Origin of the sequence: Pseudomonas sp. CDFA 610, assembly GCF_021147865.1 — a bacterium.
Lineage (GTDB): Bacteria > Pseudomonadota > Gammaproteobacteria > Pseudomonadales > Pseudomonadaceae > Aquipseudomonas > Aquipseudomonas alliivorans.
Map to the genome: position 1 here is coordinate 475,138 of NZ_JAGTPM010000001.1, position 18,939 is coordinate 494,076.

An 18,939-nucleotide genomic window follows, 5' to 3' on the forward strand; every position below is an offset into this window, starting at 1 on the left:
AGAAATGAGAGTCTTTTTCACGGCTTTACGGCAAACTCTACGGTTTTGATCAAACCGTCAGGGATTTTTCATGAATCGGACGTCTGTCGTCGATGAACAACGCTTCCGCAAACTACTGGGACGTAACGTCGGTCTGCCTCTAGGTGTCGGCGTGTTAAGCGCGGTTTTCTTCATCCTTTTGATCAGCTATCTGCTGTCGGCCATTCAGTGGGTCGAACATACCGATAGAGTCATCAACAACACCAATCGCTCGATGAAACTGTCCATCGACATGGAAACCGGCATGCGCGGTTTTCTGCTGACCGGCGATCAGCATTTTCTCGACCCTTATGAAGTTGCCAAGCCTCTGCTGACGGCGGAACTCCAAGGTCTCAAGACGCTGGTGGAAGACAACCCGACTCAGCTCGACCGTTTTCGGCGCCTGCTCACCCTGCAGGACGAATGGAATGCCTTTGCTCTTGAGATGATCAAGCTGCGCCGCGAAAACGGCGACTACCAGACGCCGGTTCTGGCCGGGCGGGGCAAGCGTATCACTGACCAGATCCGCACCGAATACGATCAGGCGGTGGAGATGGAGCAGCAACTGCGCCTGAACCGCAACGCCGAAGTCACTCGCAGTACAGTGATGTCTGTCGCGCTGTACCTGGTTTTCGTGGTTATCGTCAGCGGCATTCTGGCCTGGGTCGGCCGTCGTGACCTGATGTCGCTGTCCGACACCTACAGCGATAACCTCAGGCAGCAGGAAACCAACGCTGAACGCCTGCAGAAAGTTGCCTGGCTGCGCAACGGGCAGAGCGAGCTGGCCGAACAGGTGCTGGGGCAACTGACCCTGAACATGCTGGGCCGCAATATACTGCTTTTTCTGGCCCGGTACCTGGGGGCTTCAGTGGCTGCGATCTATGTGCGTCAGGAGCACGGTGGTCTGGTGCGCGTGGCCTCTTACGGTTTTTCGCGTGAACAGGAAGAGCGCGATCAGACCATTCATAGCGATGAAGGTATCGTCGGCCAGGCGGCGCGACAGGATCGTGTCATCACTCTGAACGATGTGCCCGTCGATTACTTCAAGGTCAGCTCCGGCCTGGGCGACGGTTCGCCACGCAGCGTGATCGTTGTGCCGACCAGCAATGACGATCAGGTCAACGGCGTTGTCGAGCTGGGCTTTCTGCACGCGCTGACCGAACAGGACGTTGAATTCCTCGAATTGATCTCCGACAACATTGGCACCTCCATCGAGGCGGCTCGTTATCGCCAGCGTCTGCAGGAAGTGCTGGCCGAGACGCAACAGCTCAATGAAGAGTTGCAGGTGCAGCAGGAAGAACTGCGTACCGCCAACGAAGAGCTTGAGGAGCAGTCGAGGATTCTCAAGGAATCCCAGGTGCATCTGGAAACCCAGCAGGCCGAGCTTGAACAGACCAACGAACAACTGGCCGAGCAGGGGCAGGCGCTGGCTGATCAGCGCGATGCGCTGGATCGCAACAACGAAGAATTGAATCAGGCGCAGGTCGAATTGCAGGCCCGCGCCGACGAGTTGCAGCGCTCCAGCAAGTACAAGTCCGAATTTCTGGCCAACATGTCCCATGAGCTGCGCACGCCGCTCAACAGTTCGCTGATTCTGGCCAAACTGCTGGCCGAAAACCCGACCGAGAACCTCACTGCCGAACAGGTTAAGTTCGCCGAGTCGATCTATTCGGCGGGCAACGACTTGTTGAACCTGATCAACGACATTCTGGACATTTCCAAGGTCGAGGCCGGCAAGCTTGAAGTGCGCCCTGAAAACAGTAGCGTGTCGCGACTGGTGGAAGGGTTGCGCGGCCTGTTCCAGCCTCTGGCAACCGAGAAGCGTCTGCAGTTCACGGTGGAAATTCAGCCCGGTGCGCCGACCATGCTGTACACCGACCGGCAGCGACTGGAGCAGATTCTGAAGAACCTGCTGTCCAACGCCATCAAATTCACCGAAACCGGCACCGTGAGCATGATCGTGTCGCGTCAGCCGGGTTCGGGCATTGCATTCACGGTACGCGACTCTGGCATCGGCATTGCTGAAGAACATCAGCAGAGCATCTTCGAGGCATTCCGTCAGGCAGATGGCACGACCAACCGTCGTTACGGCGGCACCGGGCTTGGGCTGTCGATTTCCCGCGACCTGGCCGCGCTGCTGGGCGGTTCGATCAGCGTGACCAGTGCGCCGGGGCAGGGCAGCATCTTCACGCTGGTATTGCCGGAGCAGTACCTCGAGCACCCCGCAGAGAGCCAGAGTTCGGACGTTGCTGCCGTGGTGTCGGTACCGATCACGCCCGCGCCGGTCATCGCCAGGCCTGTGGTGGAGCCGGAAGTGGTGCGTGACGAGGCGATTCCGGTCTTCGACGATGACCGCGACAAGGCGCCTTTCGACAAGCGCTGCATTCTGGTCATCGAAGATGAAGTGCGGTTCGCTCAGATCCTGTTCGATCTCGCTCATGAACTGGGCTACTACTGCCTGGTGGCTCATGCGGCCGACGACGGCTTCAATCTGGCCGCGCGCTTCACGCCGGACGCGATCCTGCTGGACATGCGCCTGCCGGACCACTCGGGCCTCACAGTGCTGCAACGCCTCAAGGAACTGGCGCCTACCCGACACATCCCCGTGCATGTGATTTCGGTCGAGGACCGGCAGGAAGCGGCCTTGCACATGGGCGCCATCGGTTACGCGGTCAAGCCCACGACCCGTGAAGAACTCAAGGACGTGTTCGCCAAGCTGGAAGCGAAACTGACCCAGAAGGTCAAGCGCATTCTTCTGGTCGAGGACGATGCCTTGCAGCGTGACAGCATTGCGCGCCTGATCGGCGACGACGATATCGAGATCACTGCGGTAGGTTTCGCTCAGGAAGCGCTGGATCTGCTGCGCGACAACGTCTATGACTGCATGATCATCGACCTCAAGCTGCCGGACATGCTCGGCGACGAGCTGTTGCGGCGCATGTCCACTGAGGAAATCTGCTCGTTCCCGCCCGTGATCGTATACACCGGGCGCAACATGACCCGTGATGAAGAAGCCGAGCTGATGAAGTATTCACGCTCGATCATTATCAAAGGCGCTCGCTCGCCGGAGCGTCTGCTCGATGAGGTGACGCTGTTCCTGCATAAGGTGGAGTCCCAGCTCTCGAATGAGCGTCAGAAGATGCTCAAGACGGCCCGCAGCCGCGACAAGGTGTTCGAGGCTCGCAAGATTCTGGTGGTCGATGACGACGTGCGTAACATCTTCGCGCTGACCAGTGCGCTGGAGCACAAGGGCGCAGTGGTCGAGATCGCGCGTAACGGGTTCGAAGCGATTGCGAAACTCAATGAAGTCGAAGATATCGATCTGGTGCTGATGGACGTGATGATGCCGGAGATGGACGGCTATGAAGCGACCATCGAGATTCGCAAGGATCCGCGCTGGCGCAAGCTGCCGATCATTGCGGTGACGGCCAAGGCCATGAAGGATGACCAGGAGCGTTGCCTGCAGGCAGGTTCGAACGACTACCTGGCCAAGCCTATCGACCTGGACCGACTGTTCTCGTTGATTCGCGTGTGGCTGCCAAAAATGGAACGTATTTGAATGCGCACGGCCAAACCGGTCTTCGACCACATTTTCGGGCTCGTCCATGCACCTTGATCGCAACGCCGACATCGAGTTGAGGTTGCTTATTGAGGCGATCTACCTCAAGTACAGCTACGACTTTCGGGATTATTCCGGCGCTTCGGTCAAGCGCCGTGTGGCGCACGCGTTGCGCCAGTTCGATTGCAGCACCATCTCCGCGCTCCAGGAGCGTGTGTTGCACGACCCGGCCGCGTTCATGCAGTTGCTGCAGATCCTCACCATTCCCGTGAGTGAGATGTTTCGTGATCCGTCGCACTTCCTGGCGATTCGCCAGGAAGTCGTGCCGCTGTTACGCACCTATCCTTCCATCAAGGTATGGATCGCCGGCTGCAGTACCGGAGAGGAGGTGTATTCGATGGCCATCCTGCTGCGTGAGGAAGGGCTGCTGGAGCGCACGATCATCTACGCCACCGATATCAATCCCAGCTCACTGGAGAAAGCCAAGCAGGGCATTTTCTCGATGGAAAACCTGCGTGCCTACACCGAGAACTATCGCAAGTCCGGTGGGTTGCGTGATTTCACGGACTACTACACATCGGCCTATGATTACGCGATCTTCGACAAGACGTTGCGTGAAAACGTGACCTTTGCCGATCACAGTCTGGCGACAGATAGTGTATTCTCCGAGACGCAATTCATTTCCTGTCGTAACGTATTGATTTACTTCAATAAAAAACTTCAGGATCGAGCTTTTGGGTTGTTTCATGACTCGCTTTGTCATCGGGGGTTTCTGGCGTTGGGCAGTAAGGAGACGCTCGAGTTTTCAGCCTATGGCAACGCGTTCGAGGCGCTGGTCAAGCCCGAGCGGATCTACCGCAAATCATGAAGACGACCTTTGCCGGGGCTTCGGCCGGCGACGCTTTGCCGGTGGTGGATGCGATTGTGGTCGGCGCTTCTGCAGGTGGTGTCGAGGCGCTGCTGAAAATTTTCAGTTGTCTGCGACCGGGTTTCGGTCTGCCGATCCTGGTGGTACTGCATCTGCCGGATGATCGTCGCAGCCAGTTGGCGCATGTGTTCCAGAGTCGGCTGCCGTTTCCGGTAAAGGAAGCCGACGACAAGGAAAGTATCGTGCCCGGCACGTTGTATTTTGCGCCGTCGGGTTATCACCTCTCTGTCGAGACTGACCGTACGTTGTCATTGAGTCAGGAAGACCGGGTTTTCTATTCAAGGCCGAGCATCGACATCCTGTTCGACTCGGCCTCGGACGCCTACGGTGAGCGCCTGGCTGGCGTGCTGCTGACCGGTGCCAACAACGACGGAGCGCAGGGATTGCTGCAAATCAAGCGTTATAAAGGTTTCACAGTGATTCAGGACCCACGGCAGTCCCAGGCGAGTACCATGCCCGAGGCCGCTCTGGCGCTGCACTCGCCGGATTATCTTCTGTCTTTGAACGAAATCGGACCTTTGCTGGCCGAGCTGGAACGAATCGCATGCTAAATGAAGTCCAGGCAAAACTGCTGATCGTCGACGATCTGCCGGAGAACCTGCTGGCCCTCGAAGCGCTGATCAAGCGCGAGGACCGACTGGTGTTCAAGGCGCTGTCGGCTGACGAGGCGTTGTCGCTCCTGTTGCAGCATGAATTCGCCCTCGCCATCCTCGATGTGCAGATGCCCGGCATGAATGGCTTTGAGCTGGCCGAGCTGATGCGCAGCACCGAGAAGACCAAGAGCATCCCCATCGTGTTCGTCAGCGCTGCGGGTCGTGAGCTCAACTACGCGTTCAAGGGCTATGAAAGCGGTGCGGTGGACTTCCTGCACAAGCCGCTGGACATCCATGCGGTCAAGAGCAAGGTCAACGTGTTCGTCGATCTGTTCCGGCAGCGCAAGGCCATGAAGATGCAAGTCGAAGAGCTTGAACGCAGCCGCCAGGAGCAGGAGACACTGCTCAAGCGCCTGCAATCCACTCAGGGTGAGCTTGAGCACGCGATACGCATGCGTGATGACTTCATGTCGATTGTCTCCCATGAAGTGCGCACGCCGCTCAACGGCCTCATTCTGGAAACCCAGTTGCGCCAGTTGCACCTGGCCAAGGACAACATGTCGGCGTTTACGCTCGACAAGTTGCGCGCCATGGTCGACCGCGACGAGCGTCAGATTCAGAGCCTGATACGGCTGATCGAGGACATGCTGGACGTGTCGCGCATCCGGACGGGCAAGCTGTCTATCCGGCCCAGCCCGTTCGATCTGTGCGAGTTGGTGACCCAACTGCTGGAAAATTTCTCGGCTCAGATCGCAGCGGCGAACTCGAGCATCACGCTGGTTGCCGATGAGCCGGTCATCGGCGTTTGGGATGAGTTCAGGATCGAGCAAGTGGTCGCCAACCTGCTGACCAATGCACTGCGCTATGGCGCTCGCAAGCCCATCGAGGTTCGCGTGTACTGCGAGGGCGGTCAGGCCAGTGTCGAGGTTCGCGATCAGGGCATCGGCATCACCCCCGAAAACCAGAAGCGTATCTTCCAGCAGTTCGAACGGGTCTCGGCCAACCATGCGGTCGCCGGACTTGGCCTTGGGTTGTTCATCTCCGAACAGATCGTCATGGCTCACGGCGGCCGTATAGAGGTGGAAAGCGAAGAGGGCAAAGGGTCGGTTTTCCGCGTCTGCCTGCCTCAGTAAAACGGGCAGGCCTCAAATACAGATGGCATTACGGAATTATCGTATTTCCATCGCAACCTCCTCAGCGCGCCGTGGTCGTATTGGCAGCTATCTATAAGATCAAAGGCAGTTCAATGAGCGCTGATGCAGAAAACGTCGTACTTATCGTCGAAGATGAACCCCTGATCCTGATGCTGCTGGCCGATTATCTCTCGGGCGTGGGCTATCGCGTCCTGCAGGCCGAGAACGGCGAGCAGGCATTCGAGATTCTGGCCACCAAACCGCATCTGGACCTGATGATCACGGACTATCGCCTGCCTGGCGGTATTTCAGGTGTGCAGATTGCAGAGCCGGCAGTCAAGTTACGACCGGAACTGAAGGTCATTTTCATCAGTGGCTACCCGGCAGAAATCATTGATTCGGGCAGTCCTATTGCGGCCAAGGCCCCCATTCTGGCCAAGCCGTTCACCATGGAAACGCTGCAGTCGCAGATCCAGGACTTGCTGGCCTGATTGTTCGCTGAAATCCGTTTCTGCCCGGACGGCGTGGGGCTCTCGGAGGTCACGACAGCAGCGATTGGCTGCGTGGCGGTCTCTGGCTACATCTGATACACCGCCTGCCGGAGCTTGGCACATCGCTGGCAAGCCGCCTCCCACAGTCGGGTGTTCGCTTCGCCATGAAGGGAAGGCAGGGCTCCATGAACCGGGATGGCGTGCAGCGGAGGGGTATCGAGTTCGAGCTGTCTCAGGCTTCGATCATTTCCCGCACTTTGGACGTCAGGTGATCGAACGCAAACGGTTTGGTGATCAATTGCATGCCGGTGTCCAGGAATCCTGCGCGTGCCGCTGCATGCTCGGCATAGCCAGTGATGAACAGAACCTTGAGTTCCGGACGCAGTTGCCGGGCAACCTCCGCGAGTTGGCGTCCGTTCATGCCTGGCAGCCCGACATCGCTGATCAACAGATCGATGCGCTGACCTGACTCCAGTATCGGCACCGCAGCCAGAGAGTCTCCTGCCTCGAGGAAGGCATATCCAAGCTCGCTGAGTACCTCGCTGACCAGTGCCCTCACGGCCGGATCGTCTTCGACGATCAGCACCGTTTCGCCTTCTTTGGCATAAACCGCATTGCTCTGGAAGTTTTGTTCGTCCTCGTCCTGATTACCCTTGAAGCGCGGCAGGAACAATTCCACGGTGGTGCCCCGGCCGACTTCGCTCTTGATCGCCACATGGCCATGAGACTGTTTGCTGAAACCGTAGATCATGGATAACCCCAGGCCTGTTCCCTGACCGATAGGCTTGGTGGTGAAAAACGGGTCGAATGCGCGGCTGATGACCGCTTCCGGCATGCCGCAGCCGTTGTCGGTGATGCTCAGGACAACGTAGTCGCCGGGCAGCAGGTTTTCGTGGGCGTTGGTAAAGGATTTGTCCAGTTGACGATTGTGAGTCGCCACCGTCAGCAATCCACCATCAGGCATTGCATCCCGGGCGTTGAGTACCAGGTTGAGCAGGGCGTTTTCCAGCTGATTGGGGTCCGCTTCGGCGGTCCACAGATCACTGGCCAGACGCATGTCCAGCTTGATGCTCTCGTTGACACTCCGCTGAATCAGTTCCCCCATGGCATTGATCAGGTGATTCATTTCAACCGGCTTGGAGTCCAGCGACTGACGACGCGAGAACGCCAGCAGGCGGTGGGTGAGGGCGGCTGCGCGGTTGGCTGACGTCACGCCAAGGTCGATGAGGTTGTCGAGCCCCTCGGTGCGTCCGCGGGCCAGACGTCGCCTGATCAGTTCCAGACTGCCGATGATGCCGGTCAGCATGTTGTTGAAATCGTGGGCAATGCCCCCGGTCAATTGGCCGACTGCTTCCATCTTTTGTGACTGACGAAGTACTTCTTCCTTGTGTCGCAACTGTGAGGTGCGCTCTTCGACCTGCTGTTCCAGCGTCTCGTTGAGGCGCCGCAGTTGGGATTCAGCCTGTTTGCGCTCGGTGATATCGGACGTCACACCGACCAGCGAGATGACGAAGCCGTTATTGTCGCGTATGGCGCGGGCCCGTACGTCAACCCAGTTGAGCGATCCGTCCGGCCAGACATTACGGTATTCAATGATGAAATCCACGCCGATATCCAGACTTCGCTGCAGCGCGGATTGCATGCGCGGCTGGTCTTCGGGATAAACGACACCCAGCCAGTCTTCGTAGGTAAAATTTTCAAGCTCTTCACGGCCGTAATGGCCTCGGGTAATCGCTGAACACGTGAGTTGCAGACGCTCGGACTCCAGCTCCCATGAGCCAAGACGTCCGGCCTTGAGCGCATTTTGCAGGCGCTTTTCGCTTTCCAGAAGGTCTTCCAGGCGCCCACGGGCTTCGTACTGACGTCGTCGCCCGCGTACTGCGGTCGCCACCAGACTGACCAGCGTGACCGGGTGGAAGGGGCGTTCGAGGAAGGTCACGTTGCCCAACAGGCTGCCCATGCGCGCCGAAGGATTCTGCTCGGGGCCACCATGGTGAGTCAGAAGTACAATGGGCAGGTCCGACCAGGCGGGCTGTTGACCCAGCAGGTCGAGCAGTGGAGTGATATCAACGGTGCGCAAGGCTTCATCGGCAACGATCGCAAGGCCCGCGCCGGTCTGTAATTGCGCGACCAGCTCATTCAGATCGCGTGCCACGATTGCCGGATAACCGGCCTCTTTGAGAATCATCAGGGCAATCTGGCTGTCCCGTCCACGTGGCGCCAGAATGATCGCCCGTTCTGAAAGTTGCCCCGCAATACTCACAAGTCTTCGTCCGTCAACAGCGGTTTGCTTTCGCCCAGATAGGTAGGAACGCCACGCAGCACGCCTTGGAAGGCTTCCAGCGGCGCACCAATCTTCAGACCCTTGTTGCTGATCCGGTATTCGCGGATGGTCGATTCGTGCGTACCGGTTCGTTTCTTGATGATGGAGATGGCCCGGCGTACCTGGCCCAGCGCCTCGAAATAGCGCAGAAGAATGACGCTGTCGGCCAGGTAGGTGATGTCGACCGGCGAGCGCATATCACCGACCAGCCCGTGTTGAGCGACAGTCATAAAGGTCGAGGCACCGCGGCGGTTCAGATAGAGCAGCAGCTCATGCATGTGCAGAACCAGTGCATTCTCTTCAGGCATGGACGCCTGATAGCCATTGATACTGTCGATCACGACGGTCTTGATCTGCTTTTGATCGACTGCACGTCTGACGCGATGAGAAAATTCGCCGGGCGACAGTTCTGCGGCGTCAATCTGCTCAATCAGCATGTTGCCGGTTTCCTGCAGCGCACGCAGGTCAATGCCGATCTTCAACATTCGCTCGAACAGCAGCCCCATCTCTTCATCAAAGATGAAAAGCCCGACTCGCTCGCCTCGTGCAACTGCCTGAGCAGCAAAAACCATCGAGATAAGTGACTTGCCCGTGCCCGCAGGGCCCAGAATCAAGGTGCTGGAGCCGCCCTCGATGCCGCCGCCGAGCAGATCGTCCAGCTCCTGAATGCCGCTGCTGAACTGAGCGCGCGAGTAGTCTGATCGGTGTTCGGCAGCCACCAGTCTTGGAAAGACGTGAATACCATCTTCGGCAATATTGAAGTCGTGAAAGCCGCCACGGTACTTCTGGCCACGGTACTTGACGATCTTCAAGCGCCTGCGTTCTGCGCCATAGGCAGGCGTCAGTGACTCGAGTCGGATAACACCGTGGGCCACGCTGTGCACGGTCTTGTCCAGCGCTTCGGTGGTCAGGTCGTCCAGCAATACGACGGTGGCATCGTAGCGCGCGAAATAGTGTTTGATTGCCAGAATCTGACGGCGATAGCGTAGCGAGCTTTGCGCGAGCAGGCGTATTTCGGAAAGGCTGTCGATGACCACGCGGCTCGGCTTGACGCGTTCGACCACTTCGAAAATCTGCCGTGTCGCTTCGCCCAGCTCCAGGTCGGAGGAGTACAGCAGGCTCTGATGATGGTCGGCGTCCAGCAGGCTTTCCGGCGGCGTCAGCTCAAAAATCTTGATGTGCTCATCCAGTTCCCAGCCATGGGAACGCGCGCCATCACGCAGCTCCCGTTCGGTCTCGGAAAGCGTGATATACAGCGAGGTTTCGCCCGCTCGGGCACCTTCCAGCAGAAACTGCAGCGCTACCGTTGTCTTGCCGGTTCCGGGTTCTCCTTCGAGAAGGAAAACGTGACAGCGTGAAAGACCTCCGGAAAGGATATCGTCCAGACCTTCAATGCCGGTTGCCGCTTTTGACGTATTCAAGTATCGCCCTCTGATAACTGACGGAGCAGTAGTAGTGTCACCCAATACTGGACATCATGGCACTACGACGGTTCAGACTATTTGGTGGCTCGCACTGCCTGCACCTTGCCGCAAGGGCATATGGGTCCGGCAAATGTCACAACAGTCGCTGACAGCAGTCATGACTGGATTGTTATAGTCCAACGATGGACATTCACCTGCCTGAGGATCATGCCGTGCGTGATTACCAAACTTTCCTGGTTGAGCTGAACGACAACATTGCCCATGTGCAGATCAATCGCCCGGACAAGATCAACGCCATGAGCGAGGCCTTCTGGACCGAGATCATCGAGATATTCCAGTGGATCGAACAGGAGGACGAGGTCCGGGTCGTGGTGCTCAGCGGCGCGGGCACGCACTTTTCGTCCGGCATTGACCTGAAGATGCTCGCTGCGGTCGCCGGACAGCTCGGCGAGGACGCGGGGCGCAACGCCCGGGTGCTCAGGCGCACCATCCTCGACATGCAGGCGTCGTTCACTGCCGTGGACAAGTGTCGCAAGCCGGTTCTGGCTGCGATTCAGGGCTATTGCCTGGGAGGAGCCATCGATCTGGTGTCGGCTTGCGACATGCGCTACGCCGCAGCCGACGTGCAGTTCGCGATTCGTGAAATCGATATGGGCATGGCGGCCGATGTCGGCACACTGCAACGCCTGCCGAAAATCATTCCCGATGGCATCATGCGCGAGCTGGCGTATACCGGCCGTATGGTCGAGGCCGAGGAAGCCGTGCGCATCGGTCTGATCAATCGCAGCTTTACCAATAAAGCCGCTTTGCTTGAAGGTGTCATGGCCATCGCCGGGCAGATTGCCGGGAAATCGCCGATTGCCATCGAAGGCACCAAGCAGATGATTGGCTATATGCGTGATCACCGCGTGGACGATGGGCTTGAGCACGTTGCTATCTGGAACGCTGCCATGTTGCAATCAGCGGACCTGAAGCTGGCAATGGTTGCCCAGATGAGCAAGCAGAAGCCAGTCTTCGACAATTGAAGCGATAGCACGCTTGTGTTCGAACAAAGGAGTTTTTCCATGACGCGCCCGGAGCGTTGGACGACCGCAGTACTGGATATCGAGGCCAGTGGTGGTTGGGCCGTGGTCCATGGCGACCACGGGTTTCTGTTGGACAGCAACGGGGTGATGTTCCCCAGGGCCTGGCTGAAGGGGCTGGACCTGCCGGTACAGAGTGAGCACGGCATCGGTCACTTCGACGGCGAAGCGGTCTATCTGCTGGTGCTTGAAAGGTCGGTAGCGGTTGAGGGCTGTTCGTGGCAGGGCCTGCGGCAGTTCATGCTGGAGGGTGACTTTGCCATCTTTCAAATGCTCGGTTATGCAGCGCAGATCAGCACCTGGGCCAGGGAACACCGTTTCTGCGGAGCCTGCGGCCGTCCGACGGTGCAGGTGCCCGGCGAGCGCGCCATGTACTGCGAACATGACAACCTGCGGCTCTATCCGCGCATTTCACCTTCCATGATCGTCCTGATCACCCGCGGCGACGAGATCCTGCTGGCGCGCTCTCCGCGCTTTGTAACGGGCGTTTACAGCACGCTGGCGGGGTTCGTCGAGCCCGGCGAATCTGCCGAGGATTGTGTGCGTCGTGAGGTGATGGAAGAGGTGCAGGTTCGCATCAAAAACCTCAAATACATGGGCAGTCAGTGCTGGCCGTTTCCGCATTCCATGATGCTGGGCTTTCATGCTGAATACGACAGCGGTGAGATCGTGCCTCAGGCCGATGAAATCGAAGACGCACGCTGGTTCAAAATCGATGACCTGCCACCGTTGCCCGCCAGCCGTTCCATTGCGCGTTATCTGATCGAGGCCTATCTGGCCGCGCGATCAGGCGCCTCCGAACCAGTGTTGCCAGGCTAGACGTACCGTCAGGCCCAGCACCACAGTGATGAACACAGGGCGGATGAACTTTGCGCCGCCCTTGATCGCCGTCCCTGCACCGAAGTAGGCGCCGAGCATCACCGCCAGGCCCATGCACAGGCCGATCACGTAATCCACCTGGCCCGAGAACATGAACACCGACAGCGCCACCGCATTGCTGACAAAATTCATGCTGCGCGCAACGCCGCTGGCTTTCACCAGGTCGACCGGGTAAATCAGCAGTGTGCTGACCGTCCAGAAAGCGCCGGTTCCAGGCCCGGCGACACCGTCGTAGAAGCCCAGACCGAGACCCTGCGGCACCTGCCATTTCTTCCTGATAGGCGCATCGCTGTCCAGCGGTGCCTTGGGTGTGCCGCCGAACAGCAGGTACAGGCCGCAGCCGAACACAATCACCGGCAGCATCTGATTCAGCCACTCCGCAGGCAGGTAATGGGCAATCACCGCACCTATTGCCGCGCCGGCAGCGGTGCCGACAATGGCGTGAATCCACTGTTTCGGATCGAACAGCTTGCGCCGGTAGAACGTGAAGCTGGCGGTCGCTGAACCAAAGGTCGAGCTGAGCTTGTTGGTGCCCAGCACGAGATGAGGCGGCAGGCCTGCGGTCATCAGGGCCGGTGTGGTCAGCAGTCCGCCTCCGCCAGCGATGGCGTCGATGAATCCGGCAATGAAGGCAACCACCGCCAAAATGGCGAGGGTGGTCAGGTCGACGCTGAGTTCGAAAGGCATGGAGGGCGGCTTATGGCAGAAGGGCAGAATGGCGGCGCATTCTAACCCTTTGCCGAATGTTGCAGGAAGCCTGTCAGATATCCGCGAGCGCTATCCAGCGTTGCTGCTCGGCGGCCAGCCGGATTGCCGCGGCCAGTCGCTCGATCTGCCAGGCTTCCTCGAAATCAGGACCTCGGCTGCCTTGGCCGCATATCGACAGGATCAGCGCCTGAACCTCCAGTGCCTTGAGCTCGTTGTACCCCAACTGATGGCCCGGCGCCGGACAAAACGCAGCGTAGCCAGGCAGCGACGGGCCGGCCAGCAGTCGCTGGAAGCCGTCCCGGCCGGGCGCTCCGCCACGGTACAGGCGCAACTCGTTGAGTCGCTCCTGGTCGAAGGCCAGCGTGCCTTTGGTTCCGCTGATCTCGAAGCTGAGATGATTCTTGTAGCCGTGCTTGAGCCAGCTGCTGCTGAAGGTGCCGCGTGCGCCGTTGGCGAAGCGCAACAGGGCATGGGTCTGATCGTCGACCGCAATGTCGCGCAGTTCGGTGCTGCCCGCGCTGGCGGGGCGTTGACGGTGAACGGTGCTGACATCGGCACATACCGCTTCGACGTCGCCCAGCAGGTGACGCGCCATGGCCAGCAGGTGGCTGCCCAGATCGGCCAACGCTCCGCCTGCGTGAGCGGCTTCGCAGCGCCACGACCAGGGCGATTGTGCGTTGCCCATGAAGTCTTCACTGAATTCGCCCTGAAAGCTGACGATGTCGCCCAGCTCACCCGCCCTGATCATTTCCCGGGCCAGGCCAATCATCGGGTTATGCTGATAGTTGTAGCCCACCTGGGTCACGACACCTGCGGCCCTGGCGCTGCGGCGCATCTGATCGGCCTGGGCCAGACTCACGGCCAATGGTTTTTCGCAGTACACCGCCTTGCCTGCGGCAATGGCAGCCATGGCCATCGGGAAATGCAAGTGATTTGGCGTGGTGATCGCCACGATCTGTACGCTCGGATCATCGATCAATTGTTGCCAGTCGGCATGGCTGCGATTAAAGCCCCAGGCCTGCGCGCACTGCTCGGCGCGTGCGCTGTCGGCGTCGGCCAGCGCGGCGAGACGAATACGCGCGGGAAGATCCAGGGCCGCGTTGGCATTGCCGAATGCCAACGCGTGAGCACGGCCCATGAAGCCGGTACCGATCAGACCGATACCGTATTCCGGAAGGGTGGAAGAAGTGATTTCCCGCATGACAGTCTCCAGAGAGGATTGTTGTTATGCGGAAAATATATTCCAAATAAATAATTAATGGAAAATATAATTCATATTTATAGCCGTGCGATGGCCTCGGTCCTGGTGAATCAGGACAGGAAACCACCATCCACGTTCAGCGCCACACCCGTGGTGTAGCTGGACGCCTCGCTGGCAAGGTACAGCACCGCTCCGGCCATTTCACTGGGCGCTGCGACACGCTTGAGCGGTATCTGGGCCAATGCCATGTTCAGAATCGCGTCGTTCTTGACCAGCGCCGAGGCGAATTTGGTGTCGGTCAGGCCGGGCAGCAGGGCGTTGCAGCGGATGCCGAAGCCTGCACATTCCTTGGCAAATACCTTGGTCATGTTGATCACTGCGGCTTTGGTCATTGAGTACACGCCCTGGAACGCACCCGGTGAAACCGCGTTGATCGACGCCACGTTGATGATGCTGCCCCCGCCGGTCTCGCGCATCAGCTTGCCGGCCTCCACCGACATGAAAAAATAGCCGCGAATGTTCACGTCCACTGTTTTCTGGAAAGCGCTCAGATCAGTGTCCAGTACGTTGCAGAATTGCGGGTTGGTGGCGGCATTGTTGACCAGAATGTCCAGACGCCCGAACTGCTCACGAATCTGCGCGAAGACGCCGCCGATCTGTTCCATTTCGCCGATGTGGCAGGCGATCGCGGTGGCCTTGCCGCCATCGGCGGTAATGGCATCGGCAACCGCCTGACACCCGTCGATCCTGCGACTCGACACGATGACATGGGCACCTTGCTGTGCCAGCAGACGGGCAATGGCTTCACCAATTCCGCGGCTGGCACCGGAAACGAAAGCGATCTTGCCGTCGAGGTCGAAGAGTTGGGTTCTGGACATGTCTTTTCCTTGTTCTGATGTCATCAAAGGCTGGATTTGGCGATCACGTTCAGGCTCATCTGCTCCAGCAGCCTGTTCATATGAATGAACTGTGCGAAGCGTTTGTCCTGCGTCTGGCCGTGATAGAACCGGTAGTAAATCTGCTGCACGATGCCGGCCAGGCGAAACAGGCCGTAGGCGTAATAGAAGTCGAAGTTGTCGATCCGCACGCCTGCACGTTCCGCGTAGTAATCCACGAATTGTTGGCGGGTCAGCATGCCGGGCGCGTGGCTGGGCTGACGACGCATCAGTTGTACGGGCGCCGGGTCATCGGCCTGAATCCAGTAGGCGAGGGTGTTGCCCAGGTCCATCAGCGGATCGCCCAGAGTGGTCAGTTCCCAATCCAGCACACCGATAATGCGCATGGGGTTTTCCGGGTCGAGAATCACGTTGTCGAAGCGGTAATCGTTGTGGACGATGCTGGCGACCGGCGAATCGGCTGGCATCTTTGCAGCCAGCCAGGCCTTGACCTCATCCCACGCAGGCGCGTCGGGGGTCATGGCTTTCTCATAGCGCTCGGTCCAGCCCAGGATCTGTCTTTGCACGTAGCCCTGGGGTTTACCCAGATCACCCAGGCCGCAGGCCTGATAATCGACCCGGTGCAGGTCCACCAGTTTTTCGATGAAGCTTTTGCACAGGTCTTCGGTCTGACTCGCGTCCAGGCCCAGTGCCGGTGGCAAATCCGAGCGCAGGATAATGCCCTGGACGCGTTCCATGACATAGAACTCGGACCCGATGACCGATTCGTCGGTGCAGTGCAGATAAGCCTGGGGGCAGTAGGGGAACGCGTCCTTGAGCTGGTTGAGGATGCGATACTCGCGGCCCATGTCATGGGCCGAGCGTGCCTTGTGCCCGAAGGGCGGCCGACGCAGTACCAGTTCCTGTTCGGGGTACTGGATCAGATAGGTGAGATTCGAGGCGCCGCCCGGGAACTGGCTGATCAACGGCGTGCCGTGCAACTCCGCAATATGGTTTTTGAGATACGGGTCGATAAGGGCGACGTCAAGTTCTTCGCCACTACGAATATCCGTGGACTGGTCAGTCAGCGCCATGCTTATCCCTTCTGCTTATTATGGTCAGCCAGAAACATTGACTAATCTAATGATCGAGTGATCCGCTAACAACTTCCGGATCGCCTTATAGGCTAGCGTGTTGCCGGTCAATCAGCGGCCTTGATCACTGATCGTGATTCGCCAGACGAAAAAAAACCGAAGCCTGTCGGCTCCGGTTTCTTCAGGTGCATCAATCGGGTCCTGGACTCAGACCGGGAACAGCTCGCTCAGCTTCATTGCCAGCATCATGTCGCCTTCGGCGCGCAGCTTGCCACCCATGAAGGCCTGCATGCCGTCGGTTTCGCCGCTGACAATGCCTTTGAGCGTTTCGCTGTCCATGACCAGCGTCACGTTGGCGTCAGGGTTCTTGCCTTCCTGCAGGTCGCAAGTGCTGTCCTTGACGATCAGGGCGTAATCCTTCTCTTCGTCGGTGATGTGAAAACCGAAGACCAGATCCAGGCCGGCAGCGGCGCTCGGGTTGAACTTGGCTTGCATGGTTTTCACGGCGTCAGCGGTTGAGGTCATGTCTTGATCCTTTTATGGGTTCTGGTTTTGGTGAGTTCTGGCGCCCGACGAGCGCGCCTTTGGCCGGGCTCAGCGATAGGTGATGAGTTCCGGCGCTTTCAGCAATTGCAGGTGCGTATAACTGTTGAAGGAAGCCAGGGTCACTTCGTTGCCTCTGAATCCAAGCCGGTGCAACGAAGTATTGACGATGTGCCAGTTGAGTTCGAATGCCTGCTGCGCGGGCATGCCTGTAATCAGATGCAGCAGCGCGGTAATGGTGCCGCCGGATGTGAACACGGCGATACGCTCATCGGGTTCTGCGTTTTGAATGATCCGGTCCAGTCCGGCCTTTACTCTTGCGACGAAACCCGACCAGCTCTGCAGGCCGAGGGTGTCGTGCTGACCACCGATCCAGCGGCCGATGACCAGTGAAAACAGACGCTGAAACTCGGCACGGTTGTTGGCCGCATCCCGCAGGATCTCCAGCGCCTTGGGTTCTTCCGAGAGCATCGCGGGGATCAGGGCACGCAGGACGCCCTCGGCGTCGAACTCATCGAACGCACCGTCTATTTCCAGTTCAGGCACGTCCAGACCGGCTTCGCTGAATTGGGCCAGTGCATTGAATGCGGTGTCTTTCTGACGACGCAGCTCGCCGGAGATGCAACGGTCAAAGCCGATACCCAGATCCACAAGGTGTGCGCCTACAATCTGTGCCTGACGAATGCCCACAGGCGACAGGACGTCGTAATCGTCTGCACCGAATGAGGCCTGGCCATGTCGTATCAGATAGATGCTGCCCACGTCCGGTTCGTCTCGGTACGTTGAAGGTCTGGCGAGGTTATGAGGGATGCCGGGGAGCTGTCAATAAAAAAACATACGCTCGTTTGAAATCATCGTTTTAATGGCTGGTAACCCTTGCCGCTGGTGATCCCGAGGGGGCGTCGGTATGCTGGCGACATCGCGGCCCTTGATTGGTAAGGGCGCAATGCAAGTGAGGAATATCCGTGGATTTCGTTGTCGATTACGCCAGCTTTCTGGCCAAGACAGTCACGCTGGTGGTTGCCATTGTCGTGGTGCTGGTCGCCATTGCGTCCATGCGTGGCAAGGGACGTCGTAAAACGGCCGGTCAATTGCAGGTCACGCGTCTCAATGACTTCTACAAAGGTCTGCGTGAGCGCCTGGAACAGTCGCTGCTGGGCAAGGAACGCCTTAAAGCGCTGCGCAAGGAGCAGGCCAAGGCACTGAAAAAAGAGAAAAAGGACAAGCAGCAGGCCGAGGACAAGGCCCGTGTCTACGTGCTGGACTTCGATGGCGATATCAAAGCCTCTGCCACCGAAAGCATGCGCCACGAAATCACTGCACTGCTGACCCTCGCCACCGAGAAGGACGAAGTGGTACTGCGTCTGGAAAGCGGCGGCGGCATGGTTCACAGCTACGGACTGGCGTCTTCGCAACTGGCGCGCATTCGTCAGGCGGGCATCCCGCTGACCATCTGCATCGACAAGGTGGCAGCCAGCGGCGGTTACATGATGGCCTGCATCGGCAACAGAATCATCAGTGCACCGTTTGCGATTCTGGGGTCGATCGGCGTGGTGGCGCAGTTGCCCAACGTCAACCGTTTGCTCAAGAAGCACGATATCGACTTTGAAGTGCTGACCGCCGGCGAGTACAAACGCACCTTGACGGTGTTTGGCGAAAACACCGAGAAGGGCCGCGAGAAGTTCCAGCAGGATCTGGATATCACCCACGACCTGTTCAAGAACTTCGTCGCCAGCTACCGCCCGCAGCTGTCCATCGATGAAGTCGCGACCGGCGAAGTCTGGCTGGGTATGGCGGCGCTGGACAAGCGGTTGGTGGATGAACTCAAAACCAGCGACGAATACCTGGCCGAACGCGCCAGGGATGCCGACGTTTTCCATCTGCACTACGTGCAGCGCAAGAGTCTGCAGGAGCGTATGGGCATGGCAGCTGCGGCATCGGCAGATGGCTTGATCGCCAAATGGTGGGGGCGATTGACGCAGCAGCGGTTTTGGTGATCCTGGCTCTTTCAGTCCTCATGCCGATTGAATGCGCTGGATCATGAATGACCTGATGTGAGCCATGCGTCGGGCCCACCGGATCGGCCAT

Annotated in this window: 16 protein-coding genes; 8 read left to right on the forward strand and 8 right to left on the reverse strand. The window is 58.6% G+C overall.

What is annotated here, in order from left to right; translation table 11 throughout:
• The first annotated feature begins 70 nt into the window (after positions 1-70).
• The 5 genes from KDX39_RS02215 (at position 71) to KDX39_RS02235 (ending at position 6,722) form a co-directional block, all read left to right on the forward strand.
• A complete protein-coding gene (locus tag KDX39_RS02215; protein WP_231659205.1) occupies positions 71-3,577 on the forward strand; it encodes a response regulator in 3,507 nt (1,168 codons plus the stop codon).
• 46 nt (positions 3,578-3,623) lie between these two features.
• The gene (locus KDX39_RS02220) at positions 3,624-4,445 is read left to right on the forward strand and encodes a CheR family methyltransferase (RefSeq protein ID WP_231659206.1); all 822 of its coding nucleotides are present in this window, start codon (positions 3,624-3,626) and stop codon (positions 4,443-4,445) included.
• On the forward strand, positions 4,442-5,056 hold the full coding sequence (locus KDX39_RS02225; protein WP_231659207.1) for a chemotaxis protein CheB: 615 nt from the start codon (positions 4,442-4,444) through the stop codon (positions 5,054-5,056). Before KDX39_RS02220 ends, KDX39_RS02225 begins: the two co-directional genes overlap by 4 nt.
• Positions 5,050-6,231: a hybrid sensor histidine kinase/response regulator gene (locus KDX39_RS02230; protein WP_231659208.1), complete on the forward strand. Its 1,182-nt coding sequence runs from the start codon at positions 5,050-5,052 to the stop codon at positions 6,229-6,231. The genes KDX39_RS02225 and KDX39_RS02230 overlap by 7 nt, the downstream gene beginning before the upstream one ends.
• A gap of 113 nt (positions 6,232-6,344) precedes the next feature.
• Entirely contained in the window at positions 6,345-6,722 is a 378-nt protein-coding gene (locus KDX39_RS02235) for a response regulator (RefSeq protein ID WP_004884919.1), read from the forward strand.
• A 232-nt stretch (positions 6,723-6,954) separates the two neighbouring features.
• Here the strand turns inward: KDX39_RS02235 and KDX39_RS02240 are convergent, their stop codons facing one another.
• Together KDX39_RS02240 and KDX39_RS02245 are read right to left on the reverse strand one after the other, a co-directional pair.
• Positions 6,955-8,985: a response regulator gene (locus KDX39_RS02240; protein ID WP_231659209.1), complete on the reverse strand. Its 2,031-nt coding sequence runs from the start codon at positions 8,983-8,985 to the stop codon at positions 6,955-6,957.
• Positions 8,982-10,466: an ATPase domain-containing protein gene (locus KDX39_RS02245; RefSeq protein ID WP_231659210.1), complete on the reverse strand. Its 1,485-nt coding sequence runs from the start codon at positions 10,464-10,466 to the stop codon at positions 8,982-8,984. Before KDX39_RS02245 ends, KDX39_RS02240 begins: the two co-directional genes overlap by 4 nt.
• Positions 10,467-10,681: 215 nt before the next feature.
• Here KDX39_RS02245 and KDX39_RS02250 point away from each other — a divergent pair, with 215 nt between their 5' ends.
• Both KDX39_RS02250 and nudC read left to right on the forward strand, forming a co-directional pair.
• A complete protein-coding gene (locus KDX39_RS02250; protein WP_231659211.1) occupies positions 10,682-11,494 on the forward strand; it encodes a crotonase/enoyl-CoA hydratase family protein in 813 nt (270 codons plus the stop codon).
• Between the two features lie 39 nt (positions 11,495-11,533).
• Positions 11,534-12,370: an NAD(+) diphosphatase gene (gene nudC / locus KDX39_RS02255; protein ID WP_231659212.1), complete on the forward strand. Its 837-nt coding sequence runs from the start codon at positions 11,534-11,536 to the stop codon at positions 12,368-12,370.
• Here nudC and KDX39_RS02260 read toward each other — a convergent pair.
• The 6 genes from KDX39_RS02260 to KDX39_RS02285 form a co-directional block, all read right to left on the reverse strand.
• Positions 12,338-13,117, reverse strand: a complete 780-nt coding sequence (locus KDX39_RS02260) for a TSUP family transporter (RefSeq protein WP_231659213.1) — start codon at positions 13,115-13,117, stop codon at positions 12,338-12,340. The genes nudC and KDX39_RS02260 overlap by 33 nt on opposite strands.
• A gap of 73 nt (positions 13,118-13,190) precedes the next feature.
• Positions 13,191-14,339, reverse strand: coding sequence for a Gfo/Idh/MocA family protein (locus KDX39_RS02265; RefSeq protein WP_231659214.1), 1,149 nt, complete (start codon positions 14,337-14,339; stop codon positions 13,191-13,193).
• 110 nt (positions 14,340-14,449) lie between these two features.
• Entirely contained in the window at positions 14,450-15,217 is a 768-nt protein-coding gene (locus KDX39_RS02270) for an SDR family oxidoreductase (protein WP_231659215.1), read from the reverse strand.
• Positions 15,218-15,240: 23 nt separating this feature from the next.
• On the reverse strand, positions 15,241-16,308 hold the full coding sequence (locus KDX39_RS02275) for a phosphotransferase family protein (protein ID WP_231659216.1): 1,068 nt from the start codon (positions 16,306-16,308) through the stop codon (positions 15,241-15,243).
• Between the two features lie 207 nt (positions 16,309-16,515).
• Positions 16,516-16,833 (reverse strand): SCP2 sterol-binding domain-containing protein, encoded by a 318-nt coding sequence (locus KDX39_RS02280; protein ID WP_231659217.1) that lies wholly within the window; start codon positions 16,831-16,833, stop codon positions 16,516-16,518.
• Between the two features lie 69 nt (positions 16,834-16,902).
• On the reverse strand, positions 16,903-17,613 hold the full coding sequence (locus KDX39_RS02285; RefSeq protein WP_231659218.1) for a histidine phosphatase family protein: 711 nt from the start codon (positions 17,611-17,613) through the stop codon (positions 16,903-16,905).
• Between the two features lie 203 nt (positions 17,614-17,816).
• On the opposite strand from KDX39_RS02285, the gene sohB reads away from it, so the two are divergent.
• Complete coding sequence (gene sohB, locus KDX39_RS02290; protein ID WP_231659219.1) at positions 17,817-18,848, forward strand: protease SohB; 1,032 nt, start codon at positions 17,817-17,819, stop codon at positions 18,846-18,848.
• The last annotated feature ends 91 nt before the right edge of the window (positions 18,849-18,939 follow it).

Coding starts and splice junctions, on each gene's coding strand:
- KDX39_RS02235 (WP_004884919.1), top strand. CDS start 6,345: ATGAGCGCTGATGCAGAAAACGTCGTACTTATCGTCGAAGATGAACCC.
- KDX39_RS02280 (WP_231659217.1), bottom strand. CDS start 16,833: ATGACCTCAACCGCTGACGCCGTGAAAACCATGCAAGCCAAGTTCAAC.
- KDX39_RS02225 (WP_231659207.1), top strand. CDS start 4,442: ATGAAGACGACCTTTGCCGGGGCTTCGGCCGGCGACGCTTTGCCGGTG.
- KDX39_RS02275 (WP_231659216.1), bottom strand. CDS start 16,308: ATGGCGCTGACTGACCAGTCCACGGATATTCGTAGTGGCGAAGAACTT.
- KDX39_RS02260 (WP_231659213.1), bottom strand. CDS start 13,117: ATGCCTTTCGAACTCAGCGTCGACCTGACCACCCTCGCCATTTTGGCG.
- KDX39_RS02230 (WP_231659208.1), top strand. CDS start 5,050: ATGCTAAATGAAGTCCAGGCAAAACTGCTGATCGTCGACGATCTGCCG.
- KDX39_RS02215 (WP_231659205.1), top strand. CDS start 71: ATGAATCGGACGTCTGTCGTCGATGAACAACGCTTCCGCAAACTACTG.
- nudC (WP_231659212.1), top strand. CDS start 11,534: ATGACGCGCCCGGAGCGTTGGACGACCGCAGTACTGGATATCGAGGCC.
- KDX39_RS02265 (WP_231659214.1), bottom strand. CDS start 14,339: ATGCGGGAAATCACTTCTTCCACCCTTCCGGAATACGGTATCGGTCTG.
- KDX39_RS02220 (WP_231659206.1), top strand. CDS start 3,624: ATGCACCTTGATCGCAACGCCGACATCGAGTTGAGGTTGCTTATTGAG.
- KDX39_RS02270 (WP_231659215.1), bottom strand. CDS start 15,217: ATGTCCAGAACCCAACTCTTCGACCTCGACGGCAAGATCGCTTTCGTT.